21 protein-coding genes and 1 pseudogene are annotated in these 24,736 nt (G+C 70.5%); 13 read left to right on the top strand and 9 right to left on the bottom strand.

Going from position 1 to position 24,736, the window contains the following annotated elements; all coding sequences use genetic code 11:
- Positions 1-335 precede the first annotated feature (335 nt).
- Entirely contained in the window at positions 336-818 is a 483-nt protein-coding gene (locus ACFWPA_RS00340; protein ID WP_378507210.1) for a PaaI family thioesterase, read from the top strand.
- Here ACFWPA_RS00340 and ACFWPA_RS00345 read toward each other — a convergent pair.
- Positions 815-2,221 carry an NAD(P)/FAD-dependent oxidoreductase gene (locus ACFWPA_RS00345; RefSeq protein ID WP_378507209.1) on the bottom strand — a complete coding sequence of 469 codons (1,407 nt, stop codon included), beginning with the start codon at positions 2,219-2,221 and terminating at the stop codon, positions 815-817. The genes ACFWPA_RS00340 and ACFWPA_RS00345 overlap by 4 nt on opposite strands.
- Before the next feature lie 325 nt (positions 2,222-2,546).
- On the opposite strand from ACFWPA_RS00345, the gene gdhA reads away from it, so the two are divergent.
- Both gdhA and ACFWPA_RS00355 read left to right on the top strand, forming a co-directional pair.
- Entirely contained in the window at positions 2,547-3,896 is a 1,350-nt protein-coding gene (gene gdhA / locus ACFWPA_RS00350; protein WP_378507208.1) for an NADP-specific glutamate dehydrogenase, read from the top strand.
- 227 nt (positions 3,897-4,123) lie between these two features.
- The gene (locus ACFWPA_RS00355) at positions 4,124-4,723 is read left to right on the top strand and encodes a hypothetical protein (protein ID WP_378507207.1); all 600 of its coding nucleotides are present in this window, start codon (positions 4,124-4,126) and stop codon (positions 4,721-4,723) included.
- Here ACFWPA_RS00355 and ACFWPA_RS00360 read toward each other — a convergent pair whose 3' ends face one another.
- Positions 4,724-5,743: a tyrosine-type recombinase/integrase gene (locus ACFWPA_RS00360; RefSeq protein ID WP_378507206.1), complete on the bottom strand. Its 1,020-nt coding sequence runs from the start codon at positions 5,741-5,743 to the stop codon at positions 4,724-4,726.
- Between the two features lie 237 nt (positions 5,744-5,980).
- On the opposite strand from ACFWPA_RS00360, the gene ACFWPA_RS00365 reads away from it, so the two are divergent.
- On the top strand, positions 5,981-6,496 hold the full coding sequence (locus ACFWPA_RS00365) for a hypothetical protein (protein ID WP_378507205.1): 516 nt from the start codon (positions 5,981-5,983) through the stop codon (positions 6,494-6,496).
- Between the two features lie 423 nt (positions 6,497-6,919).
- On the opposite strand, the gene ACFWPA_RS00370 is transcribed toward ACFWPA_RS00365, so the two are convergent.
- Entirely contained in the window at positions 6,920-7,486 is a 567-nt protein-coding gene (locus ACFWPA_RS00370) for a zeta toxin family protein (protein ID WP_378507204.1), read from the bottom strand.
- Positions 7,483-7,860: a hypothetical protein gene (locus ACFWPA_RS00375; protein ID WP_378507203.1), complete on the bottom strand. Its 378-nt coding sequence runs from the start codon at positions 7,858-7,860 to the stop codon at positions 7,483-7,485. The genes ACFWPA_RS00370 and ACFWPA_RS00375 overlap by 4 nt, the downstream gene beginning before the upstream one ends.
- A 992-nt stretch (positions 7,861-8,852) precedes the next feature.
- On the opposite strand from ACFWPA_RS00375, the gene ACFWPA_RS00380 reads away from it, so the two are divergent.
- Together ACFWPA_RS00380 and ACFWPA_RS00385 are read left to right on the top strand one after the other, a co-directional pair.
- Entirely contained in the window at positions 8,853-9,380 is a 528-nt protein-coding gene (locus ACFWPA_RS00380) for a DUF6328 family protein (RefSeq protein ID WP_378507202.1), read from the top strand.
- A gap of 67 nt (positions 9,381-9,447) precedes the next feature.
- Positions 9,448-11,566, top strand: a pseudogene (locus ACFWPA_RS00385) (catalase).
- 28 nt (positions 11,567-11,594) lie between these two features.
- Here the strand turns inward: ACFWPA_RS00385 and ACFWPA_RS00390 are convergent.
- The 3 genes from ACFWPA_RS00390 to ACFWPA_RS00400 form a co-directional block, all read right to left on the bottom strand.
- Positions 11,595-12,053, bottom strand: a complete 459-nt coding sequence (locus tag ACFWPA_RS00390; protein ID WP_378507200.1) for a cupredoxin domain-containing protein — start codon at positions 12,051-12,053, stop codon at positions 11,595-11,597.
- A 76-nt stretch (positions 12,054-12,129) separates the two neighbouring features.
- Positions 12,130-13,926 carry a glycoside hydrolase family 15 protein gene (locus tag ACFWPA_RS00395; RefSeq protein ID WP_378569371.1) on the bottom strand — a complete coding sequence of 599 codons (1,797 nt, stop codon included), beginning with the start codon at positions 13,924-13,926 and terminating at the stop codon, positions 12,130-12,132.
- Positions 13,927-13,948: 22 nt separating this feature from the next.
- A complete protein-coding gene (locus ACFWPA_RS00400; RefSeq protein WP_378507198.1) occupies positions 13,949-14,911 on the bottom strand; it encodes a TIGR03557 family F420-dependent LLM class oxidoreductase in 963 nt (320 codons plus the stop codon).
- A 157-nt stretch (positions 14,912-15,068) separates the two neighbouring features.
- Between ACFWPA_RS00400 and ACFWPA_RS00405 the strand changes: the two genes are divergently transcribed.
- Complete coding sequence (locus ACFWPA_RS00405; RefSeq protein WP_378507197.1) at positions 15,069-15,314, top strand: CsbD family protein; 246 nt, start codon at positions 15,069-15,071, stop codon at positions 15,312-15,314.
- Between the two features lie 212 nt (positions 15,315-15,526).
- Positions 15,527-15,730, top strand: coding sequence for a hypothetical protein (locus tag ACFWPA_RS00410; protein ID WP_378507196.1), 204 nt, complete (start codon positions 15,527-15,529; stop codon positions 15,728-15,730).
- 33 nt (positions 15,731-15,763) lie between these two features.
- Here the strand turns inward: ACFWPA_RS00410 and ACFWPA_RS00415 are convergent, their stop codons facing one another.
- Positions 15,764-15,919: a DUF6131 family protein gene (locus tag ACFWPA_RS00415; protein ID WP_378507195.1), complete on the bottom strand. Its 156-nt coding sequence runs from the start codon at positions 15,917-15,919 to the stop codon at positions 15,764-15,766.
- Between the two features lie 374 nt (positions 15,920-16,293).
- Between ACFWPA_RS00415 and ACFWPA_RS00420 the strand changes: the two genes are divergently transcribed.
- The 3 genes from ACFWPA_RS00420 to ACFWPA_RS00430 all read left to right on the top strand — a co-directional run bounded on the left by ACFWPA_RS00420 (position 16,294) and on the right by ACFWPA_RS00430 (position 18,647).
- Positions 16,294-16,800 carry a DUF2231 domain-containing protein gene (locus ACFWPA_RS00420; RefSeq protein WP_378507194.1) on the top strand — a complete coding sequence of 169 codons (507 nt, stop codon included), beginning with the start codon at positions 16,294-16,296 and terminating at the stop codon, positions 16,798-16,800.
- Positions 16,797-17,990 (top strand): glutamate--cysteine ligase, encoded by a 1,194-nt coding sequence (locus ACFWPA_RS00425; protein WP_378507193.1) that lies wholly within the window; start codon positions 16,797-16,799, stop codon positions 17,988-17,990. Before ACFWPA_RS00420 ends, ACFWPA_RS00425 begins: the two co-directional genes overlap by 4 nt.
- A 219-nt stretch (positions 17,991-18,209) precedes the next feature.
- A complete protein-coding gene (locus ACFWPA_RS00430; protein WP_378507192.1) occupies positions 18,210-18,647 on the top strand; it encodes an STAS domain-containing protein in 438 nt (145 codons plus the stop codon).
- Positions 18,648-18,774: 127 nt separating this feature from the next.
- On the opposite strand, the gene ACFWPA_RS00435 is transcribed toward ACFWPA_RS00430, so the two are convergent.
- Complete coding sequence (locus ACFWPA_RS00435; protein WP_378569373.1) at positions 18,775-21,681, bottom strand: FAD-binding and (Fe-S)-binding domain-containing protein; 2,907 nt, start codon at positions 21,679-21,681, stop codon at positions 18,775-18,777.
- Between the two features lie 147 nt (positions 21,682-21,828).
- On the opposite strand from ACFWPA_RS00435, the gene ACFWPA_RS00440 reads away from it, so the two are divergent.
- Together ACFWPA_RS00440 and ACFWPA_RS00445 are read left to right on the top strand one after the other, a co-directional pair.
- On the top strand, positions 21,829-23,643 hold the full coding sequence (locus ACFWPA_RS00440) for a thiamine pyrophosphate-requiring protein (RefSeq protein ID WP_378507190.1): 1,815 nt from the start codon (positions 21,829-21,831) through the stop codon (positions 23,641-23,643).
- Positions 23,624-24,736 (top strand): enolase C-terminal domain-like protein, encoded by a 1,113-nt coding sequence (locus ACFWPA_RS00445; RefSeq protein WP_378507189.1) that lies wholly within the window; start codon positions 23,624-23,626, stop codon positions 24,734-24,736. Before ACFWPA_RS00440 ends, ACFWPA_RS00445 begins: the two co-directional genes overlap by 20 nt.

The following is a 24,736-nucleotide window of genomic DNA, read 5'->3' on the forward strand; positions in this document are numbered from 1 at the left end:
TGCCCACCGAGTCTGCGGCCGCGAGCGGTGCGATCACCGCGAATCGTTCCCGCGCCAGCGACCGCTCGGCGTCCGACGCCGTCAACACACCGGACTCGGTGACCGCTCCACCGTCCAAGGTCACCAGTACCACCGCCGGTGTGCCCAGCGCACAGCCCGACGATAGTGCACTCGACTTCTGACCTCAGCAGATCAGAAGACCTCATCACATCAACCCGTTGGACCAGGTCGTCGTGCACTCGACTTCTGAAACTGACACCGCTGACGTCGGCGTGCTTGACTGCAGGAATCGGACTCGTCGCGACGAGCGCGGCGCAGGGACCCAGGGAGTGCACATGAGTGAACCGACCACCGCGCAGGCCGCCTCGACGTTCACGATGGCGGACGCGCTCGACGGACGTAGCCTCGCCGAGGCGGCCACCTTCCTCAACCGGGGATTCGCCGAGTCGATCGGCCTCGAGTTCACCGAGGTCAGCGCCGACCGGGTGAACGCGCACTGGGAGGTCGGCCCGCACCTATTCCAGCCGGCGGGCATCGTCAACGGCGGCGTCCACTGCACCGTCATCGAGACCCTCGCCAGCATCGGCGGCAGCGTCTGGTTCGGCGACCGCGGGCACGTCGTCGGCGTGAACAACAACACCGACTTCCTCCGCGCCACCCGCAGCGGCATCCTCACCGCCACCGCGACGCCGATCCATCGGGGACGCACCCAGCAGCTGTGGCAGGTACAGATCGTGGACGCCGCGGATCGGCTCGTTGCGCGCGGGCAGGTGCGGTTGGCGAACGTCGAGGACACCGCCCGGCTTGGGGACAGCTAGCCCGCCTCGCGTTCCTCTCCGGTTGCCACCGCCGCCGGATCTCCCATCAGGCCCGCGGCGAGGTTCCGCTCGTGGTTCTGGACGTGCTCGATCGCCAGCCGCGCGAACACCTGCTGTTCGGTGGACGCCATCTGCGCGCGCCCCCGCCCGAGGAACGACACCATCCACGACAGCACCGTGGAGAACTTGCTGCGGAACCCGATCAGGTACATCAGGTGGACGACCAGCCACGCGATCCAGCCGATGAAGCCGGTGATCTCGAGCTTGCCGATCTTCGCCACCGCGCTGAACCGGGAGATCGTCGCCATCGATCCCTTGTCGAAGTACTTGAATGGGCGCCGCGCACCCTCGGGCTCCCCGGCGACCGTGCCCCGGATCTGCCTCGCCGCGTGCTTGCCGCCCTGCATCGCGACCTGGGCGAGGCCGGGCAGGTTGTCGAGCGCCATCATGTCGCCGATGACGTAGACGTTCGGGTGCCCGGGCAGTGACAGGTCCGGGTTGACATGGACGCGTCCGGCCCGGTCGATCTCGGCGCCGGACTGCTCGGCGAGCTGCTTGCCGAGCGGGCTGGCCTGCACCCCGGCCGACCACACCTTGCACTGCGCGTCGACCCGGCGTTCGGTGCCGTCCTTGTCCCGGACGACCAGGCCGCCCGCGTCGACGTCGACGACCATCGCGTTCGGCTGAATCTCGACGCCCAGCTTCTCGAGCCGGGCCGCCGCGTTGGCGCTGAGCTTGCCGCCGTAGACGGGCAGCACCACCGGGGCGCCGTCGAGGAGGATCACCCGTGCGTCGCGCGGATCGATCTTGCGGAACGCGCCCTTGAGGGTCCGGTGTGCCATCTCGGCGATCTGACCGGCCAGTTCCACCCCGGTCGGTCCTGCGCCGACCACCACGAAGGTCAGCAGGCGTGCGCGCTCCTCGGGATCGTCGGACAGCTCGGCCTCCTCGAACGCGCCGAGGATGCGCCCGCGCAGCTCCAGCGCGTCGTCGATGGTCTTCATGCCGGGGGCGAACCGGGCGAAGCCGTCGTTGCCGAAGTACGACTGGCCTGCGCCCGCGGCAACGATCAGGCTGTCGAACTCGCTGACCGTCGTGCGGTCGAGCAGCCGGGACGAGACGGTGCCCGCGTCCAGGTCGATCGTCTCCACGTCGCCGAGCAGCACCTCCACGTTGCGCTGCTTGCGCAGCACCAGCCGGGTTGCCGGGGCGATGTCGCCGACCGAGAGGATGCCGGTCGCCACCTGGTACAGCAGCGGCTGGAACAGGTGATGGGTGGTGCGGGCGATTAGGGTGATGTCGACGTCGTCCCGCTTGAGTGCCTGGGTGGCGAACAGCCCGCCGAATCCCGAGCCGATGACCACCACCCGGTGCCGGGGAGACCCCACCGTCTTGACGCTCATGTCCACACTCCTCGCGCAGATGTCGACGACGGTGCTCACGCTAGTACCGGACGGCGAACATGGCCGGACGAGCAGATTCCTCGACGGCGTGTCGTGGGGATCGACAAGATGATCCGAATCTCACACCGGGGGAATATCACGTCGGCCGGGTTAGGGCTGTGAGGAGAAGTTGTGCTTACCTTTACATGAATATCCGTGTCTTCTGTGCGGAAATGTGGTTGTCGACAGCGTGGTCGCCGACCGGTGCGGAAGTGGGTTGCCGACAGCGTGGTCGCCGACCGGGTGCGGACATGTGATCCAAACCGAACAGTGAGGAGGACTGTCTGTGAGTGGGCAGGTCCGTGAGCGTGTCGACCAGTACTTTGAGCAGGTCGTGCGCCGCAACGCAGGCGAGCCGGAGTTCCATCAGGCCGTCGCCGAGGTCTTCGAGTCGCTCACCGTTGTGCTCGAACGGCACCCCAACTACGCCGACGGCGCGCTGATCGAGCGCCTCTGCGAGCCCGAGCGGCAGATCATTTTCCGTGTGCCGTGGCAGGACGACAACGGCCAGGTGCACGTCAACCGCGGTTTCCGGGTGCAGTACAACAGCGCCCTCGGCCCCTACAAGGGCGGCCTGCGCTTCCACCCGAGCGTCAACCTCGGCATCGTGAAGTTCCTCGGCTTCGAGCAGATCTTCAAGAACTCCCTCACCGGTCTGCCCATCGGCGGCGGCAAGGGCGGCTCCGACTTCGACCCCAAGGGCCGGTCCGAGGGCGAGATCATGCGCTTCTGCCAGTCGTTCATGACGGAGCTGCAGCGGCACATCGGCGAGTACACCGACGTCCCCGCCGGTGACATCGGCGTCGGCGGCCGCGAGATCGGCTACCTGTTCGGCCAGTACAAGCGGCTCAACAACTCCTACGAGTCCGGTGTGCTCACCGGCAAGGGGCTGACCTGGGGCGGCTCGATGGTCCGCAAGGAGGCCACCGGCTACGGCTGCGCCTACTTCGTCGCCGAGATGCTCAAGACCGCGGGCACCAGCCTCGAGGGCCGCCGCGTCGTGGTCTCCGGATCCGGCAACGTCGCGATCTACGCGATCGAGAAGGTGCACCAGCTCGGCGGCACCGCCGTCGCCTGCTCCGACTCGTCCGGCTACATCGTCGACGACAACGGCATCGACCTCGAGCTGCTCAAGGAGATCAAGGAGGTCCGGCGCGGCCGGATCAGCGAGTACGCCGGCGCCCGCCCCGGCGCCCGGTTCGTCGCCGACGGCAACATCTGGGACGTCCCGTGTGACGTGGCGATGCCCTGCGCCACCCAGAACGAGCTCGACGAAGCCGCCGCGAAGACCCTGGTCGCCAACGGCGTCAAGGTTGTCGCCGAGGGCGCCAACATGCCCACCACCCCGCAGGGCATCGCCCTGTTCCGGGACGCGGGCGTCGCCTTCGCCCCGGGCAAGGCCGCCAACGCCGGTGGCGTCGCCACCTCGGCGCTGGAGATGCAGCAGAACGCCTCCCGCGACTCCTGGAGCTTCGAGTACACCGACGAGCGGCTGTCGATGATCATGCGCGACATCCACGACCGGTGTGTCACCACCGCCACCGAGTACGGCAAGCCCGGGGACTACGTCCTCGGCGCCAACATCGCCGGCTTCGTCAAGGTCGCCGACGCGATGTTCGCCATGGGCGTCATCTAGACCGTCGCACCACACGCCGAAGGCGCCGGGCATCTGCCCGGCGCCTTCGGTGTCCGTCAGGGTGTCCATCACGGTCAAAATGCGCTTTACCTGCCCGAATAGGGCAGACGCGAGGCCGTTGGCCCTCTATTCTAGTGGGTGTTCCTGACGGCCTACGAACCGTTCGGGCCGTCTCCCGCCATCGGTGTCCGCGCAGGGCACCGAGATCTCGGAGAAGGAGCCCCACCATGAAACTCACGAAGGCCACGGTGCTGTCCGTGGCCCTGGTTGCGGCGATGGGTGTCGGCGCTGGCAACTCCTATGCCAGCGAGGTCCCGACGCAGGGTGCCGCCGACGTCGGCTACGAGACCTCGGTACTGCCCGACGGTCGCTCGATCGCGACGGTTCTCGACTCCGGAGCCTTCCGGCTCGCGGCAGGCGGAACGGCCGTCGACGTCGTCAACGACGCGGGCACCCCGCTCACCAGCGTCCCACTCGCCTACGGCATGGGCGATGCCCGCGTGCCGATCGCGGCGAGCATCGGCCAGGGCGGCCGCGAGCTCACCCTCACCCCACAGCTGCCCCCGGTCAGCGTCCAACCCGCCTACAGCCAGACGGCCTACCAGAACATGGTCACCGAGTGGGAGAAGGGCTGGCTCAACGGCGGGCAGTTGCAGGCCAATACCGGTCTCGCGATCGGCCTCGTCGTCGGCTGCGTGCTGTTCCTGTTCGTCGGCTGCCCCCTCGGCGCCGCGATCGGCGGCACGGTCGGTGCGGTCACCGGCGTCATCAACGCCAACCCGGACTTCCAGCCCGCGATGTTCGAGTTCCTCAACTCGCTGCCCTGATCAGGCCCCCGGGCCACCCCTCCCGGCCCGCCGACTCACGAGGTCGTACGCCGGGTTGAGGGCGGCGGCGCCGCGCACCTCGGTGCCCGCACCCGACGTGTACCGCTGGGTCGTGGTCATGGATTCGTGCCCGAGCATCCTCATCAGGGTGTAGACGCTCACGTTCTGGTCCGCCATGGCGGTGGCGAAGGTGTGCCGGAGCTGGTGCACCAGGGCGCCCTTCGCGCGATCGCCGTTGATGCCCGCTCGGCGGTACGCCCGCTCCACGCGGTACTGGAGCGTGCCCCGCGTGATCCGGGTGCCGTCCCGGCCGACGAACATCGGGTCCGTTGCGGCGAACCGCTCCCACGGGCCGACATCCGCACGCCTGCGCGCGGTGCCGGGGAAGCGGGTGGCGCGGCTGTCCAGGTAGTCGCCGAGCACGTCGACGACCACCGGCTCGACCGTGACCACCCGCTGCTTGTTGCCCTTGCCGTGGACGTGGATGACCTTTCCCCGGTCCGCCGCGTCCCGCAGATCTCCGAGGTCGATGGCGATCAGCTCGGCTGACCGCAGGCCCGTCAGCAGCCCGGTCAGGATCAGCGCCAGGTCACGCTCGGGCCATGCCCGGGTGCCCTCGTCGGGTGCCTGCAGTGTGGTGACGAGCCGCTCGACGGCGTCCGCGTGGAAGGCCTTCGGCACCGTCTTCGGCGCCCGGGGGCGCAGCACCGACGACATCGGGTTGGCGACGATCACGTCGGCGGCGAAGAGGAAGTCGCACAGCATGTTCCAGGTCGACCAGCAGCGCCGGATCGACGCGGGCTGGCGACTGTCGGCGTAGTCGGCGAAGGCGACCCGCATCGCCGCCTTGTCGATGACGGCGGGCGTGAGTCGCTCGGGCGGGACGCCGCGACCCGTGGCGAGGGAGTCGGCAACCGTCCGGAAGTCCTGCCGATAGGCCCGCAGGGTGTTGGGCGACGGCTTGGCCGTGCTGCGGTAGACGAGGAACTCCTCGAACCAGTCGTGCAGAGATTCGGGCATGTGTTCGATTGTGCCGGATGGGGCGGTAGGGTGACGAGGGGCGGTTCACTACGGGTGGTGCGGCGAACGCCGTCGGGTTGTTCGGGCCTGCGGACTGGCCGCACGACCCCGATCCGGTGCCGCTCGCGGAAGCGGCACTGCGCAACGGATTCTCGGTGCCGTCGCGCCCGCGCCGTGTCCGGATCGTGCCGCCGCCGATCTGACCCTGTTGACGGACGTCAACAGTACGATCGTCGAATGGATCAGGGCCCACACCGGTTTCGCTACTCGTTTGTCACCGGGGTGATCGCGCCGCACGTCGAGGACCGGGTGCGGGACGGGCTGGGCGCCGGCATCGACGATCATGGGCAGTTGCAGGTCGTTACCGCGACGGGGGAGGGGACCCGCGGGTACGCCGCAGGCATCGACCTCGTCGTCCGGCTCAGCGAGCTGGGGGTCGACGTCGAACGCACCCAGCCGGATCTCGTGGACCGCAGGCTGATCGCGCGGCGCGCCGGCTGTACCCGGCAGGCCGTCGCGCTGTGGGTGAACGGGCAACGCCACCAGGGCGATCCGTTCCCGCTGCCGTTCAACCTCACCCTCGGGCAGACGTGGCTCTGGGGTGAGGTGCAGGCATGGCTAGCCCGGCGGGGGATCGCCGTCGACGACACGATCGCGATCCCCACGATGCGGGACCACATGCGTGTCGACTCGCACATCGCGCACCGTCGAGCCGAGTACCGGGCGCTCTCGGCCCGCGCAAGGGCGCTCTGACCTGCGGTGACGACGAATGACGCGGCCGACTCCCCGGCAATAATGTCATAACGCAGCTTATCGGCAATCGGGTCGGTTCCGGTAGAACCTTCCGCCTCGCGTTCCCACCCCACCCTGACGGGTGGGGTGGGCCCAGTGACCCGACCTGTCGCTGACGAGCTGCAGGCGAGGTTCCTTGAGGTCGAGGCGCCGCTGCGCGGCGGTAAGGGTCTGCGAGCGGTGCACGCCGCGTGAGCGGGCACCGATCAGTGCGTCGCGTTCGGCCGCGAGGGTTGCGAGCCGAAGGCGCACGTACTGCTCGCGGCGTCGGTCGTGGTCGGGATCGGGGGAGTAGTCGAACGGCACCACGAACGAGGTGGCGGTGTTCAGGGCCGTGTCGTTGATTCACCCCGCGGACCCGGACGTTGACGACGGCGGAGCTGGTCAACCGGTCAGGTCGGCCGGTGTCCAGGCGGGCCAGGCGGTGTCGCCGACCGGGTCGCCGTCGACGTAGCGGGCCACGATCCGGGTGAGGTCGGGGGCGGAGTTGTCGTACACGGTGGCGTGATCGGCGCGGCCGATGGCGTCGGCGACCAGCGGCCACAGTCGAGCGAAGCGTTCCCGGATCTTGTCCTCGGGAACCCGGTGGCCACCCTCGATGACCCGCTCGGCGACGCGGGCGACGGACAGGTCGACCGGGACGAGGACCACGTGCAGGGCAAGCACGTACCCGCCGCGGTGGGCCCGGTCGATCAGGTCCAGTTTCGACGGGTGCGAGAACACGGTCTCGGCGATGAACGACTCGCCCTGATCGATCAGTGTGTCCCGGATGGTCGCGGCAATCCGGGCGGCCTCGTACGAATGCTCCTCGGGGCTATCGGGCCACCGCTGTTTCGCGATGACGTCGGCGTTGACGAAGACGCTGCCGGGGAGCAGGGGAGCGAGCCGTTGCTCGACGAACGTCGACTTGCCCGCACCGTTGGGGCCGACGACGAGGTCGAGTCGTCTCACAGGATGATCTGGGTGCCGTCAGGCAGGTGTTTGACGACGCGGCCCTCGTTGTCGAGCGCGATCGTGGCTCGGCCCTGCGCGGCGCGATCGGCGACGTGGTTTCCGGTGGCGAGCGATTCCTCGAGCGCCGCGGCGACCTCGGCGTTGAAGACCACGCCCTCCTCGTCGGACAGTTCGCTCAGCGGCAGCCTGCCAGCGAGGGCGGCCTCGACCCGGCGGCGGGCCACCTGCCGCTGGTTCGACACCTCGCGGCCCACTCGTGCCCAGTGTTCGAGCTGTTGACGCGCGGATCGGTTCTCCCGCTCACCCTCGGACGCGGCCGCGTCGACGAGTTCCGATGAAAACCTGGTCACCTTGTCGACGACGCTCGTCATGGCTCCTCCTTGGGACGATGTGCCACGCTCCGAGCTCCAGTGTAGCAATCTGCTACAGGGTCCGGGCGGGTCCGGGCAGGGAGTGCGGTTGAGCAGGGCGGCGTGCGCGGCGGTTGCGTGCGGGGCAACAACATGCGCGCGATTCCAGGGCGCTCCAACGGTTTTCGTGGATAACCGCAATTATCCATGAAAGTGGGAAGGGGGTCGGCGCCGCCGTCGGGGAGGATCGGCGCCCGCAGCGCCTTGCGAGCGCGTGCCACACGGCGCGTGGGTCGATACGTGCGCGCGAACCGACCATCGCGCGCCGCAGCGCTGATCCGAGTTGCGCGCCCGCGCGCCGGATCGTCACCGTCGAACCCGTGCCGGCCTGCCTCGAGCGGAGGTGCGGGCCCGCCGCGCGGTCCTGGCGGAGTGTGCCGGGACGTGCGGGTGCCCGGTCGGGTTCGGGATCCGAGGGTGCAGGCCTCCACGGGGACACCCCTCCGCCCGCAATCTGACATAATGTTCCTTATCGGGTGGGCGCCGACCTGCGGTGATAATCGGGGTGTTCGGCCCGTCGGCATCCGGCTGTCGTGTCCGTGTCCGCCGCATCCATGTCTGCGTGCGCGTCGTCCGGCGTCGCCGCTTGGGTGGCGTGCCCGGGTTCGTCGGGGTCCCGCGCCGGCCGGTCCGGCGTCGCGCGTATCGGTGGACGCCGGGTCTTGGTTGGTTCCGTCGCATCGGTGCGCTGCTGGCCGGTTGGTCGCCGAACCGCTGCGCTGACGCCGGCCCGGGTCTTCCCCCTCGGCTCCCGGGCCCTACGCAATACGTCACTGTGACGGAATGATTGGTGGCGGGCCCGCAGGCCGGGTCGCGCGTTGTCTCTGGACGCCGCGATGTTCCGGCCGGCCCACCGCCCGGGTTCGCGCCCGATGCGGGTTTGCGGGACCGCGCGGGCGGGTAATCGGCAGGTAGCCACACCGGGCACTGGCCGGTGTGTGATGGGAAGTGCGATGAGTGCAGGGTCCGCGGATGCGGCTGGCGCGCCGGTCGATCACCCCGAGCGGGACGGCGGCTGGGATCGGGCGGCGCGGAACGAGACGCCCACCGAGCAGCTCGACCGGAACTGGGCGAGCCTGTTGCAGGAGTTGCGGGTCACCCAGACCGGGGTGCAGTTGCTGACGGGATTCCTGCTGATCCTCCCCTTCCAATCCACGTTCGACCGACTCTCCGACTTCGAGCGGGGCGTGTACCTGGCGGCGGTGCTGTCGGCGGTGGCATCGACGGTGCTGCTGGCCGCTCCGGTCGGCATGCACCGGATCCTGTTCCGCCAGCACAAGCTGCAACCCCTGGTCGCGGCAGCGCATCGATGCGCGCTCGCCGGGGTGGTGCTGCTCGGGCTCGCGCTGACCTGCGTGGTGATCCTCACCGTCGGGGTGGTGCTGAACGTGGCGTGGGGCGTGGTGGCGGGGGCTGCGGTGGCGTCGCTGTTCGCCTTCGTCGGGTTGATCTGGCCGTGGTGGCTGCGCAGACGGTCCTGACGGGTTTGCGGTGCCCGGCCGTGGGGCATGTCCGCTGTCACACGACAGCACACAGGAGGTGCGCTCGATGGCGGACACATCGCCCCGCGACCGGGATCCGGTGCGCGACCCGAAGAATGAACAGCTCGAGCCGTCACGGCTGGACCGCCGCGACACCCGGCTGACCACCCAGCAGGCGATCCTCGTCGACCAGACGGATGATTCGCTCACCGCGGGTGAACGGGGACCGACCCTGTTGGAGGACTTCCACTTCCGCGAGAAGCTCACCCATTTCGCTCATGAGCGGATACCGGAGCGGGTTGTGCATGCCCGTGGCGCGGGCGCCTACGGGCACTTCGCGCCGTACGACGACCGGTTGGCCCAGTACACGCGCGCCGAGTTCCTCACCGACCCGGACGTGCGGACGCCGGTGTTCGTGCGCTTCTCCACGGTCGCCGGGTCGCGGGGCTCCGCGGACACCGTCCGGGACGTCCGCGGGTTCGCGACGAAGTTCTACACCAGGCAGGGCAATCACGACCTGGTGGGCAACAACTTTCCGGTCTTCTTCATCCAGGACGGCATCAAGTTCCCCGACCTGATCCACGCGGTGAAACCCGAGCCGGACAACGAGATCCCGCAGGCGCAGTCCGCGCACGACACGTTCTGGGACTTCGTCGGAGCCCAGCCCGAGACGCTGCACGCGGTGATGTGGCTGATGTCGGACCGGGCGATCCCGCGCAGCTACCGGATGGTGCAGGGCTTCGGGGTACACACCTTCCGCCTTGTCGACGCCGACGGTCGCGGCACCTTCGTCAAATTCCACTGGCGGCCGCTGCTGGGAACCCATTCGCTTGTCTGGGACGAGTGTCAGCAGATCGCGGGCCGCGACCCGGATTTCAACCGACGCGACCTGTGGGAGGCCATCGAGGCGGGTGGGTATCCGCGGTGGGAACTCGGCGTTCAGCTGATCCCGGAGGCGGACGAGCACACCTTCGACTTCGACCTGCTCGATGCGACGAAACTCGTCCCCGAGGAGGAGGTGCGGGTGCAGCCGGTCGGGGTGATGGTCCTCGACCGGAACCCGGACAACTTCTTCGCCGAAACCGAACAGGTCGCCTTTCACACCGCGAACATCGTGCCGGGCATCGACTTCACCGACGACCCGCTGCTGCAGGCCCGCAACTTCAGCTACCTCGACACTCAGCTGATCCGGCTCGGCGGCCCGAACTTCGCGCAGTTGCCGGTGAACCGCCCGGTCGCGGACGTGGTGACCAATCAGCAGGACGGGTACGGGCAGCAGCGGATCCCGATGGGGCGGACCGCCTACTCGACGAACACGCTCGGCGGCGGATGCCCCGCGCTGGCGGCGGACGGCGCCTTCACCCACTACCGTGCGCGCGTCGACGGCCCGAAGCTGCGGGTGCGCGCCGAGAAGTTCCGCGACCACTACGGTCAGCCGCGGCTGTTCTGGAACAGCATGTCGGGGGTGGAGCGCGACCACATCGTGTCGGCGTTTGGCTTCGAGCTTGGCAAGGTCCGGGACGCCGACGTCCGGGTGGCGGTGCTCGCCGAACTCAACCTGATCGATCACGATCTGGCGGCCCGGGTCGCGCCGCTGATCGGGTCCGCGGCACCGGATCACGACCTGCTGTTCGACACCAGCGTCCGCTCCCCCGCGCTGTCCCAGGCCGGGCAGGAGCCGGCCGGGATCGAGACGAGGCGGGTCGCGATTCTCGCCGCCGACGGCGTGGACGTGGTCGGGGTGCGGGCGCTGCGCGCGGCGCTGCACGACCGGGGGGGCGGTCACCGAGGTGCTCGGACCCGCCGAGGCGGAGTTCGCTGGCGGGTCCGGGGGTGCGCTGCGCGCCGACCGTGCGATCGCGACGATGAACTCGGTGCTCTATGACGCGGTGGTCGCGCCGTGCGGGCCGACGGCGGTGGCGACACTCGTCGACGACCCGGACGCGGTGCGGTTCGTCCGCGAGGCGTACCTGCACGCGAAGCCGATCGCGGCGTTCGGGGCCGGGATGGAGCTGCTGCGCCGGGCGGAGGTGAGCGAACCGCTCGCCGAGGATGTCGGGGTCGTCGCCGAGCACGGCGTGGTGACCTCCGGGGCTGCTGCCGAGGAACTCCCGGCCGAGTTGGTGGAGCGGTTCGCCGACGCGCTGTCCCGGCACCGCGCGTGGGACCGGTTCACCGGCGCCTGACTGCCTGGCGGACCGGCCGCGAGCGGTGTCACTGCACGATCAGGGTGCCCCGCATCTCCGGATGGTAGGTGCAGTGGAACGGGTAGCTTCCCGGTGTCGATGGGGCGGTGAAGTCGGCGTTGGAGCGGCCGTCGACGTCCTCGTCGAAGTATCCGGCGGTGTCCGAGGTGACGGAATGCTCGACGTCGTCCCGGTTACCGACCGTGACCTCGCCGCCCGGGCGGACGGTGAGCACGGGGGGCACGAATGCGTGGCTCTCGATGGACACGGTCTGGTCCGCGGGGACGGTGCCGGTCGTCGATGCCGGGCCGTCGTCGTCGAGGTCGCCGGGTGGAATGTCGTCGTCGCCGTCGTGCATCTCGTGTCCCGGTGTCACCACCGGTGCCTCCGGCGTGGTCGGGCCGTCCGCCGAATCGCATCCCGCGCTCAGCGCCGCTGCCATCGCGGCGGCGGCAACGGCGCCGATGACGGTGCGTGTTCTGGTCATGCCGTCCTCCTCCTGGGTTCGTCGCACGGGGTGGGACTACCCGTAGCGGGCGGGCGGCACACCTCGGCGGCCGGAGTCATCGCCAGTGCCGCACCGTCGTCCAGGGCTGCGCGAGCCGCACCGACGATTCGAGCAGGGCGGCGTGCACGAACGCCTGCGGCAGGTTGCCGCGCAGCTGACGTTGGTCCACGTCGTACTCCTCGGTGAACAGGCCGGGCGGGCCGCAGGCGGCGCGGTTGCGTTCAAACCAGCGCATCGCCTCGACCGGGTGTCCCTGCTGGTGGGCGGCGAGGGCCATCAGGAACCCGCACAGCAGGAACGCGCCCTCCGCGGCGGAGAGGGGGCGCGCGTCCTGCCGGAAGCGGTACACGTAGCCGTCGCTGCCGAGTTCGGCGCGCACCGCCTCGTAGGTGGCGACGGTGCGCGGATCGTCCTCCGGGACGGCGCCGCGGATCGCGGCCAGCAGCAGTGCGCAGTCGACGCGGGTGTCGTTGTTCGCGCGCTGCCATCGGCCGGAGGGGTGGGTGCACGTCGCGGCGGTATCGGCGACGATCGCGTCGGCGAGCGCGGTCCAGCGGCTGGCGTCGGTGCGGGACGCGATGCCCGCGACCCCGCGCAGGCCCGCCGCGCACATCAGGCGTGAATGCGCCCAGCGCGCGTCGCCGAGTTCCCAGATGCCCGCGTCGGGTTGCGCCCACCGCTGCTCGATCGCGGTGACGGCCTGCCCGACGGCGCGCAGGTGGGTGCTGTCGAGCCGGTCGCGTCTCCCGGCGGCGCCGAACAGCAGCAACGCCTCCCCGAAGGTGTCGAGTTGGAACTGCCCGTTGACCCAGTTTCCGGTGCGGGCGCCGCCGCCGGGGTAGCCGGGCAGCGGGAGTTCGGTCTCGTCCGGCACGCGGGCGCCGCTGGCGGTGTATGCCGGTTGCAGGTGGGGGCCGTCGGCGAGGAGGCGTTCGGCGACGAACGCGACGGTGCGGTCGAGGAGGGCGTCGCCGCCGGATGCCGCCGCGGCCTGCCCCACGTAGCACTCGTCCCGGATCCAGGCGTACCGGTAGTCGTAGTTGCGGCCCTGCTCGGCCCGCTCCGGCAGCGACATTGTCGCCGCGGCGACCGTGCCGCCGGAGGCGGGGGTGAGGCCGCGGAGCACGGCGTGTGCGTGCTGCGCGTCGCGGGCGGCGATCGACCCGGCTGCGTCGGGAACGACCCGGGACCACTGGTGTTCGGTCTGCTGCCACAGTTCGTCGGCGGGGGTCGGCGGCCCGAGGGTGCGGTCGGACAGTTCGAGGACAAGGTCGTGCACGGCGCCCTCCGGCACGGTGATCGTGGTGTCGAGGGGGCCGGTGCCCGTGCGGGTGGCGCGCGGTGCGCCGGTCCACCGCAGGTGCACGGCGCCGGAGTGGGCGGTCCACACCCCGTCCGTTGCCTGCACCCGGGACATCCGGCGGGACCCGTAGTCCGCGCGCACCTCGAGTGTGGCCCGGACCCGGGCGGCGCCGCGTACCGCGATCACCCGGCGCAGCAGGACGGCGGTGTGCGGGTCCCCCGGGTAGGCGAGCGCCTCGCGGCATTCGATGATGCCCTCGTCGGTCACCCAGCGGCTGTGCCAGATCAGCGACCCGGTCTCGTACCAGCCGCCCCAGACGAAGCGGGTCAGCGGTGTGACCGCATAGCCGCCAGCGCCGCCGATCAGCGACGCGAACACCGCGCCGGATTCCCAGCGCGGCAGGCACATCCACACGCACTCGCCCTGCGGCCCGATCAGTACGCCGCGTTCGCCGTCGGCGAGCAGCGCGTACTCCCGCAGCACCTGGGGCGCGAACGGTGCGCGCCCCAGGTCGACCGGTCCCGCTCTCGCCGTTCGCCGCGATGCCACCGCCGTGCCCTCCCCTGCCGCGTTAGCTGCCGAGTTCGCGAATCGCCGGTCCGAGTTCGCGGGCGTAGAAGTCGAGGAAGCCGTCGGGGTCCGGTCCCGCATTGGTGAGCACGAGGTGGTCGAATCCCGCGTCGATGTAGCGCCGGACCGCGGCGAGATGGGCGTCGACGTCGGGGCCGCAGCCGAACGAGGACCGCATGTCGTCGGCCGTGACGAAGCGGGAGGCGGAGTCGAAGCCGGACAGGGTGGGCAGTTCCGCCTGGACGGGCCAGCCGAGCGCCCCGAACCGGAACAGGGTGCGCGCGGATTCGGCTGCCCCGGATTCGGTGGGCGCCCAGGACAGGGACACCTCCGCGTACCGGGGTCCGGTTCCGCCTGCGCGGGTGTAGCCGTCGACCAGGTCCGGGTCGGGTTCGGTGGTGAACAGGCCGTCGCCTGCCGAGGCGGCGAGGCGTGCCGATCCCCCGCCGCCGGCCGCGACCACGATCGGTGGCGGCGTTGGGGGCAGGTCGAACACGCGCCCGTCGTCCAGGTTCAGGAATCGTCCGCGGTAGGAGTGGAAGCCGCCCGACCACAGCAGCCGGATGATCTCGATGGACTCCCGCAGCATGTCCTGGCGGACGTCGATCGGCGGCCAGCCGCGGCCGACGACGTGTTCGTTGAGGCGTTCCCCGGTCCCGACACCGAGCACGAATCTGCCGTCCGTCAGGACCGCCGTTGTCGCGGCGGCCTGCGCGATGACCGCGGGGTGGTAGCGCAGGAACGGGCAGGTCACCCCGGTCGCCAGGCCGATGCGGTCGGTGCTGGCGCCGATGGCGGCGAGGATGGACCAGGCGAAGCCGGAATGGCCGTGGACGTCAAGCCACGGGTGGAAGTGGTCGCTGATCTCGACGAAGTCGAAGCCGGCGTCCTCGGCGCGGATGGCCTGCCGCACCAGTTCCGGCGGTGCGTGGCCCTCAGCGAACAGCTTGTATCCGACGTCTATGGTGACCTCCCTGATGCCGGTGTCGGTGCCGCTCCCCTGTGACTACCCAGGACGCCGTCCCGGCACACGGCGGTCGTCGTCCGCGGGGTTTATCCGGTCTGCCGCCGGGGAAGTCTCGTTCGGTACCGGTCCACACGAAGCACAGGAGGTGTCCACGATGGCGGACAACAACAGGTCGGGACCCGCGGAAGGCGTGAAGGGTGTCGTCGAGGGGGTCAAGGGCAAGGCCAAGGAAGCGCTCGGCGCGGTCACCGGAAACGATGACATGACCCGGGAGGGGCAGGCCCAGCAGGACAAGGCCGATGCCCAGCGGGAGGTTGCGGAGAAGGAAACCGCGGCGGAGAAGGCCCGGGCGGAGGAACGGGCACAGGAGGCACGGCAGCGCGCCGAGCAGGACCGATGAGGCGTCGCGGGGGCCGTCAGGGCCGCCAGGCGCCGACATCGCAGCCGAGGCCTGCGGCGGGTGACGATGATCCGGTCGTCGTGTGGCCGGATCCTAGCCCGCTGACGCCGTGGTGGGAGGCCGTGCTGCGCCGCGGCGGGCCGCCGCCGCCGACCGTGGCGTGATTCGGCCCGCGTACCGATGCTGCTCGGCCACGAGAACGTGGAGGAGCCATGAGGATCGTCATCCTGATCGCGCTGATCTGGCTCGTCATCGGCGCGGTCGCGGCGGGGCAACGCGGCTACTACAGCAATGACGCCGCAACCGACTGCGCGACCGCGGGGACCATCGCCCTCACCGTGGTCGCTGGACCGCTGAACTATGTCGGGGTGAACCCGAAGATTGCGGATTGTTCCGTTCCCCAGCCGAGTTCGTGACGTTGCTGGCGCGGCTCGGTCGGCGGTCCTTGGTCAGTAGTAGTGGGCGCGGCCGCCGACAGCGTGACCGGCCCTGCCCAGCAGCCACAGGATGAGGCCGATCACCACGAGAACGATCCCGATGGTCCACAGGATCGGGATGTCGAACACGAAGCCGACGATCAGCAGGATGAGCCCGAGGATGATCATGATCGTCTCCTGATCGGAATGTAGGGGTGTTCGGTCCTGGCGGAATGCCCGGACCGTCGGCTCGGGAAACATGTTTGGGTCGGCCGACCGCGGGCATCACTGCAGGCATGAGCAGATTCGATGGGCCAGCAGATCCCGGCACGATGTCGCAGCCGCCCCCGCCCCAGCCGCCCCCGCCGCCGGTGCCGCCCGCGCCGATTCCCGGTCCGGAACCAGATCCCGATCCGCCGGGGCCGATGCCCCCGAGGCCCGCCCCGGTCCCCGGGCCCGGTCCCGATCCGATTCCCCCTGCGCCGCCGCCGGTCCCGGGGCCGATCGCGACGACCGGACGGTGGTGAGGTTTTCCGGCTCCGGTGTCGGGGTACCTCCCGGGCATGAGCATCGACGAACTGTTGAGAGCACCCGAACGCGCTACCGGACTCGACCGGGTCGCCGTTCCCCTGCATCGCCGCCTCACCAGGGTGGCCGACCGCAACCCCGCGGCGGCGGCCGTCCTGCGCGGGCGTTGGGTGGGTCACCCCGTGCATCCGGCGGTGGTGGCGTTGCCGGTCGGCGCCTGGACCGCGGCGGTGGTCCTGGAAATGGTGTTGCGGGACCACCACGCGGCGCGTCGACTGATCGGGCTCGGCCTCGTCTGTGTCCCGGTTGCGGTCGCGACCGGCTGGGCCGACTGGTCGGTCCGTGACGAGCGGGATCGCCGGGCCGGGCTCGTGCACGCGGCGGGCAACACGCTCGGGACCCTGGCGATGCTGCGGTCCTACCTGCTGCGCTCCGGCTCGGCGGGGGCGCGGGCGCAGGCGTGGAGCGTCGCCGGACTCGCCGTCGTCGGGGTGAGTGGCACCCTCGGCGGGCACATCGCCTTCGGCGGTGGCTCGGCATGACCGACGCGGCCGCGGCGAACCCCCACGATCCGCGCCGCCCCTCGATTGGGGTCGAGGAAGAGTTCCTGCTCGTCGATCCCGCGACCGGGCAGCCGTTGCTGTGCAACGAGCGGGTCGCGGCGGCGGCGCGGGCCGAGGGGGTGGCGCTGCAACTGGAGTTGAGTCAGTGCCAGGTGGAGACGAACACCCCGGTGTGCTGGACCAGTCGGGTTCTGCGTGAACAGTTGCTGGCGCTGCGGTCGCAGGTCGCGGCGGTCGCGCTGCGTGAGGGATGTCGGCTGATCGCCACCGGCGCCCCGATCCTTGGGCCGTGGCGACTGCCGATCAGCAGTTCGGAGCGCTACCGGAACATGCAGGACCGGTTCGGCATCCTTGCCGTTGAGCAGGGTGTCTGTGGATGTCACGTGCACGTCGACGTGCCGGACCGGGAGACCGCCGTCCAGGTGTGCAATCACGTGCGGCCGTGGCTGCCGACGATCCTGGCGTTGGCGGCGAACAGTTCGGTGCATCGCGGCCTCGACAGCGGCTACGCGAGTTGGCGATCCATCCTGTGGTCGCGTTGGCCCGCGTCGGGCCCGCCGCCGCTATTCCGGTCCGTCGAGCACTACAACGCGCTGGTGGACACGATGGTTGATTCGGGTCTGCTGATGGACGAGCGGATGGTGTACTGGGACATTCGGCCCTCCTGCCACCTGCCGACCGTCGAGATCCGGGTCGCGGACGTGCAGGGCACCGTCGACGAAACGGTGTTGCTGGCCACCATGATTCGGGCGTTGGTGATGGCGGCGTCCCGCGCCGTCGGTGCGGGTGTCCCGGCCCCGGCGGTGCCCCTCGAAACGCTGCGCGCCGCAACCTGGATCGCGGCCCGGGACGGCCTCACGGGCCCGGCGATCGACCCCGGCGCCGGACGCCCCGCGTCCGCCATCGCGATGCTCGGCCGGCTGGTCGGTCTGGTGCGGGACGAGCTGGAGGAACTCGGTGAGTACGGTTGGGTTCGCGATCAGCTGCACCGGCAGCTCGACGCGGGCAACGGCGCCGACTGGCAGCGGCGGGCACTGCGTGAGCACCGGGATCCGGCGCGGGTGGTCGGGCTCGCCGCGGCGCGGACCCTGCAGGATTCCCTGGCGTTCGCTGTGAGCCCGCCGTCGCCGCCCCTCTCCCCGCCAAACGCCTCCCGCGAAGTGTGCTGACGCCGTGCGCCATGCGCGGCCCGGACGTCGGTTCGGGACGGGAACTGGACGCACGGTTCGTGCATTTCGGCCGCTGCGCTGGTAAGCAAGGAACCGAGGTCCCTGACGCCGACGGCCCAGACCTTGCTGTTGGTTGCCCCCGAGAATCCCCAGGCAACGACAGGCGCTGCCGATCGGGGGCCGCGGTCTTGGCAAACCCGATACGGGAGAGACCCCACCATGCGAGTTCACGTTCATTGCCTCGAGCATCCCCTCGTCGAATCGGTCAACGGTCCGGGCCGGTGTCGAATCAGGGGGCCGGGGCCGACGGTGATGGCGCTCACCGGGGACCTCGACGCGCCCGCGATTCCCGAGTTCGAGGCGCGCGTCGATGCGGCGATTGACGAGGCGGGCCGCACGCTGATCATCGACCTCACCCGGGTCGGCTTCGTTTCGATCTCGGGCGTCCAGGCGCTCGTCGCTGCCCAGCATCACGCCGACCGGGGCGGGGTGGCGCTGCTGCTGGCCACCGACAGTTGGTCGACGCACCGCGCGATGGAGGCGGGGGGCATGGCGGGATGGTTCCGCTGCTTCCCCACCGTGCGGCAGGCGGTGGAGAACCGACGAGCCGAGCTCAGCGCGCACGTCGATCTCGACGTCGTGGTCGGCCTCAGCTGACGCGGGCGACGAGGACGGGCCGCGCCGCGCGTCGACTACGGCCCGCCATGGTCAGGTCAGCTCCACCTGCTCCACGCCGTCCGCCGCGACGAGAAAAGCGATCCTCGTGTCCTGCAGTGTCGGTGCCTCAGCGCTCCCTTCGGTCGTCGTCAACGGGGCGGCGGGTGAGGGCGGCGGCGAGGACCTGCGCCCCGTGCCGCGGCATCGATCCCGGCTGCAGGTCACGCAGCTGGGTGCGGCAACTGAATCCGTCCGCGACCAGCAGCGTGCTCGGGTCGGCGGCACGCACCGCGGGAAGGAGCGTGTCCTCGGCGCAGGCGACGGAGATGTCGTAGTGGCCGCGTTCGAAGCCGAAGTTCCCGGCCAATCCGCAGCATCCGGCGTCGAGGACCTCCGGGTGCACCCCCGCCCGGGTGAGGAGGTCGCGGTCGGCCGGCACGTCGAGGACCGCGTGGTGATGGCAGTGCGGTTGGACCAGCGCGCTGCCACCGAGGTGCGGTGGCTCCCAGTCCGGTGCCCGATCCCGGATCAGCTCCCCGAGGGTCACCGTCTGCCCCGCGAGGCGGCGGGCGTCCTCGTTCCCGGACAGCAGGTTGGGTAGGTCGCTGCGGAAGACCGCAGCGCAGCTCGGTTCGAGCACGACCACCGGATCGCCGGACCGCAGCGTCGGCCGCAACAGCTTCAGGGTGCGGCGCAGGACACGGACGGCGGTGGTCAACTGACCGGTGGAGATCCAGGTGAGCCCGCAGCAGCCGACCCGCTCCGGGACGTGGATGTCGAACCCGACGGCCTCGAGCACGGTGACGGCGTCGCGGGCGATCTGCGGGTCGAAGTTGTCGGTGAAGGTGTCCGGCCACAGCGTGACCCGCCCCCGCTCGGCCTGGGTCCGCCGCGGCGGCCGGCGCCGGTACCAGTCGGTGAAGCGTTCGGTGGCGAACCGCGGCAGGGTGCGGCGGGGGTCGACACCCGCCGCCGCCTTGAGTGCGGTGGACAGTCCGGGCGCGGCGGTGAGCGCGTTGACGGTTCCCGGCGTCGCAGCCGCGGCCCTGGCCAGCAACGGCAGCCAGCCCATCGCGTAGTGCGAAAGGGGGCGAAGCCGGTGCCGGTAATGGTGGGCGAGGAATTCGGCCTTGTAGGTTGCCATGTCGACGTTGACGGGACAGTCGCTCAGACAGCCCTTACAGGCCAGGCACAGGTCGAGCGCGTCCCGCACCTCCGTCGACCGCCAGCCGTCGGTGATCACCTCACCCCGCAGCATTTCAAACAGCAGACGGGCCCGGCCGCGGGTGGAGTGTTCCTCCTCGCCGGTCGCCCGGTAGCTCGGGCACATCACGCCGGATCCGGTGCCGCGGCACGCGCCGACACCGACGCAGCGGGCGGCGGCGCGGCTGAATCGGTGCTCGTCGTCGGGGTACGCGAAGCGGGTTGCCGGTTCGGCGGGCAGGTAGTCGGCGCCCTGCCGCAGGTTCTCGTCGAGCGGGTAGGGGTGCACCACCTTGCCGGGATTCATCCGGTTTCGTGGATCGAACGCGGCCTTCACCTCGCCGAACGCCCGGACGAGCCGATCACCGAACATGATCGGCAGCAGTTCCGCGCGGGACTGGCCATCACCGTGCTCGCCGGACAGCGAGCCGCCGTGATCGACGACGAGGCGGGCACTGTCCTCGGCGAAGGCGCGGTAGCGGGCGACACCGTCGGCGGTGCGCAGGTCGAACGGGATCCGGGTGTGCACGCAGCCGTGCCCGAAATGCCCGTACAGCGAGGCGGTTCCGTAGTCGTAGCGGTCGAGCAGCGCCCGGAAGTCGCGGAGGTAGTCGCCGAGCCGCTGCGGTGGCACCGCCGCGTCCTCCCAGCCCTCGTGCGTCTCCGGCTCCCCCGGCGGGTAGGCGGTCGCGCCGAGCCCGGCCTCACGGGCCGCCCACACCTGGTCCTCGTGTGCGGGGTCGTCGAGGAGGGTGCCGGGCGTGGTGGACCGGGATGCGAGATCCGACATCATCGACCGGGCGGCGCGGTCGGACGCGTCCTTGCTGTCCGCAGTGAACTGCACCATCAGCCAGGCGTTGCCGTCGGGTAGTTCCCGCAGCGCCGCCTCCGCGAGTCGCTGACTGTGTTCGAGGGCGACCAGCCGATGGTCGATGCCCTCAAGCGCCGCCGGCCGGTGGGCAAGGACGTCGGGTACCGCATCGGCGGCGGCGCAGATGTCGTCGAACCCGAGCAGCACGAGGCTCCGCGCGTTCGGCACCCGCACCAGCTCAAGTTCGGCCCGCAGCACCGTCACCAGGGTGCCCTCCGAGCCGACCAGCAGCCGTGCGAGATGAAAGTCGTTCTCCGGCAGCAGGGCATCGAGGTTGTAGCCGGACACCCGCCGCGGAATGTCGGGGTAGGTGCGGCGGATGTCGTCGGCGTACTCGTCGCGCAGCCGCCGCAACCCCCGGTACAGGTCGCCGCGGGCTCCCCCGGCGGCCGCGACCCGGTCGACCTCGGTCTCCGGGGTGGCCCCGACCCACATCCGCAGCCCGTCGTAGGTGAGTACCTCCAGCCGACGCACCGAGTCGGCCATCTTCCCGTACGCCTGCGCGGTCGACCCGCACGAATTGTTGCCGATCATCCCGCCGATCGTGCAGCTGACGTGAGTCGACGGTTTCGGCCCGACCATCCATCCGTCGGCGGCGAGCCGGTCGTTGAGACCGTCCAGCGAGATGCCCGGCTGCACCAGCACCGTCCCGGCCGCGGGGTCGACCGACTCGACGCGGGTGCAGTACTTCGTCCAGTCCAGCACCACCGCGGTGTTGCAGCATTGCCCCGCCAGGCTGGTGGCGCCGCCTCGGGAGAGCACCGGCACGTCGTGGTCGCGGCACACCGTGACGGCCGTCTCCGCGTCGCCGGGGGTGCGGGGCACCACAACACCGATCGGGACCTGGCGATAGTTCGAGGCGTCGGTCGAGTAGGCCGCGCGGCTGCCCGGGTCGAACCGGACCTCACCCGCGATGCGCCCGCGGAGGGCCTCCTCCAGCGCCTGGTAGAGGGGCGACATTCGATTCGGATCCTCTCGCCGCAGGTATCGGTCCGCCGCGGATGGGGTACCACGATCCGGGCGAGCGCAAACGGTCCCGTCGTTTACCGCGACCGCCGCGCGGGTACCTCGCGGGGAGGGCGACGGATGCGTCGAGGAGGACGATTCATGAGCAGCACCAAGGTTTCTGACTACATTCTCGAACGCCTGCGGGAATGGGGGGTCGAGGTCACGTTCAGCTATCCGGGTGACGGGATCAACGGGATCCTCGCGGCCTGGGGGCGCGCCGACAACGACCCGAGGTTCGTCCAGTCCCGGCACGAGGAGATGTCGGCGTTCGAGGCCGTCGGCTACGCCAAGTTCACCGGCAGGCTCGGGGTGTGCTTCGCGACGTCGGGACCGGGGGCGATCCATCTGCTCAACGGCCTCTACGACGCCAAGCTCGATCACGTCCCGGTGCTCGCCATCGTCGGGCAGACGAACCGCAGCGCCCTCGGCGGCTCCTATCAGCAGGAGGTCGACCTGATGAGCCTGTACAAGGATGTCGCCAGCGAGTACCTGCAGATGGTGACCGTCCCGGAGCAGCTGCCGAACGTTCTCGATCGGGCGATCCGGACCGCGGTGACCCGGCGGGCACCGACCGCGGTCATCGTTCCCGCCGACGTGCAGGACCTCGACTATGCGCCGCCGGAACACGCTTTCAAGATGGTCCCCTCCAGCCTCGGGTTCGAGAAGGCGACCGGACGGCCCGGCGACGACGCGATTCGCCGCGCCGCGGACGTCCTGAACAGCGGATCCCGGGTGGCGATGCTGATCGGTTCCGGCGCCCGCGGCGCGGTCGCGGAGGTCACCGAGGTCGCGGAGCTGCTCGGGGCGGGGGTGGCGAAGGCGCTGCTGGGCAAGGACGTGCTGCCCGACGACCTACCGTGGGTGACCGGCTCCATCGGTCTGCTCGGCACCCGGCCCAGCTACGAGATGATGGCGGGCTGCGACGTGCTGCTCACGGTCGGGTCGAGCTTCCCGTACTCGCAGTTCCTGCCCGGCTATGAGCAGGCGCGCGCGGTGCAGATCGACATCGATCCGCGGATGATCGGCATGCGCTACCCGTACGAGGTGAACCTCGTCGGGGACGCAGGCGCGACCCTCCGCGCGCTGCTTCCGCTGCTGCGCAGGCAGCCGGACCGGTCCTGGCGGGAGTCCATCGAGTCGGCCGTCGACCGGTGGTGGCAGACGATGCACGCGCAGGCGATGCTCGACGCCCCGCCGGTCAACCCGATGCGGCTGTTCGACGAGTTCTCCCGGCGGCTGCCCCCCGACGCGATCGTCACCGCCGACTCGGGGTCGTCGGCGAACTGGTATGCCCGCAACATCACGATGCGCGGTGAGATGCGCGGATCCCTGTCCGGCACGTTGGCCACGATGGGGCCGGGGGTGCCGTACGCGATCGGTGCGAAGTTCGGCAGACCGGATCGGCCCGTCGTCGCGTTCGTCGGGGACGGCGCGATGCAGATGAACGGCCTCGCCGAACTGATCACCGTCAAGCGGTACTGGCATGAGTGGAGCGATCCCCGCCTGGTCGTTGCGGTACTACATAACGACGATCTCAACCAGGTGACGTGGGAGATGCGGGCGATGAGCGGTGCACCGAAGTTCGTCGAATCGCAGGCCCTCCCCGATGTGGACTACGCCGGCTTCGCCGCCGGACTCGGCCTGAACGGGATCACCGTGGAGGACCCCGATTCGGTCGGGGCGGCCTGCGAGCAGGCGCTCGGCGCGGACCGGCCCAGTGTTCTCGACGTCCACTGCTCGCCGCACATGCCGCCGATTCCTCCGCACGCGACCCTCGACCAGGCGCGGATGACGGCGGCGGCGGTCCTGCAGGGCGATGAGAACGCGTGGGACCTGGTGAAGATCGGGATCAAGGCGAAGGCCACTGAGCTTCTGCCGCGTCGAGGGGGTGATCGTGGACCGGACGACGGGTGACCGTATCGGCAGCGTCCGGGCGTCGGCGTACACGGTGCCGACCGAGACCCCGGAGGCCGACGGCACCCTCGAATGGGACAGCACCACGATGGTGCTGGTGGAGGTGCGGGCGGCGGGCACCGTCGGGACGGGATGGACCTATGGGCCCGCGGCGTGCGCGGCGTACATCGACTCGGCCCTCGCCGGGCTGGTGCGCGGCGCCGATCCGCTCGCCGTTGGTGGGGTGTACGAGCGGATGGTGCGGGCGGTCCGCAACGACGGTCGGCCCGGGGCGGTCGGGTATGCGATCTCCGCGGTGGACGCGGCGGTGTGGGATCTGAAGGCGAGGATGCTCGACGTCCCGCTGTGCTCGTTGCTCGGCCGGATTCACGAGTCGGTTCCGGTTTACGGCAGCGGCGGCTTCGTCAACTACGACCGGACGCGCCTGCGTGACCAACTGCTGGGGTGGGTCGGGGAGCAGGGAATCCCGCGGGTCAAGATCAAGATCGGTGAGGCGGCCGGGGCGCGGCCCGGCCGCGATCTCGCGCGGATCGCCCAGGCGCGGCGCATCATCGGCGACGACGCGGCGCTGTACGTCGACGCGAACGGCGGCTACTCGCGCAAGGAGGCGATTCGGGTGGCCCGCCGCGCGGACGAGCAGCGGGTGAGCTGGTTCGAGGAACCGGTCAGCTCCGACGATCTCGTTGGCCTGCGGCAGGTCCGGGCCGCCGTGCACCCGGATGTTACCGCCGGCGAATACGGCGGTGATCCGGGCTACTTCCTGCGGCTGTGCGCGGCGGAGGCCGTGGACTGTCTCCAGATCGACGCGTCGCGTTGCGGGGGCATCACCGGGTGGACCCGGGTCGCACCGATCGCGGCCGCCCACGGGCTGCAGGTGTCGGCGCACTGTGCCCCGCACCTGCACGCTCACGTGGCCGCGGCGACCCCAAACATCCGGCACCTGGAGTGGTTTCACGATCACGTACGGCTCGAATCGATGTTCTTCGACGGCGTCCTCGACCCGTCGGGCGGTGCGGTCACCCCGGATGCGGCTGCGCCCGGCACCGGGCTCACCCTGCGGACCGCCGACGTCGAGCGGTTCCGGGTGCGGTGA

It is taken from the genome of Rhodococcus sp. NPDC058505 (genome assembly GCF_042720095.1).
Lineage (GTDB): Bacteria > Actinomycetota > Actinomycetes > Mycobacteriales > Mycobacteriaceae > Rhodococcus_G.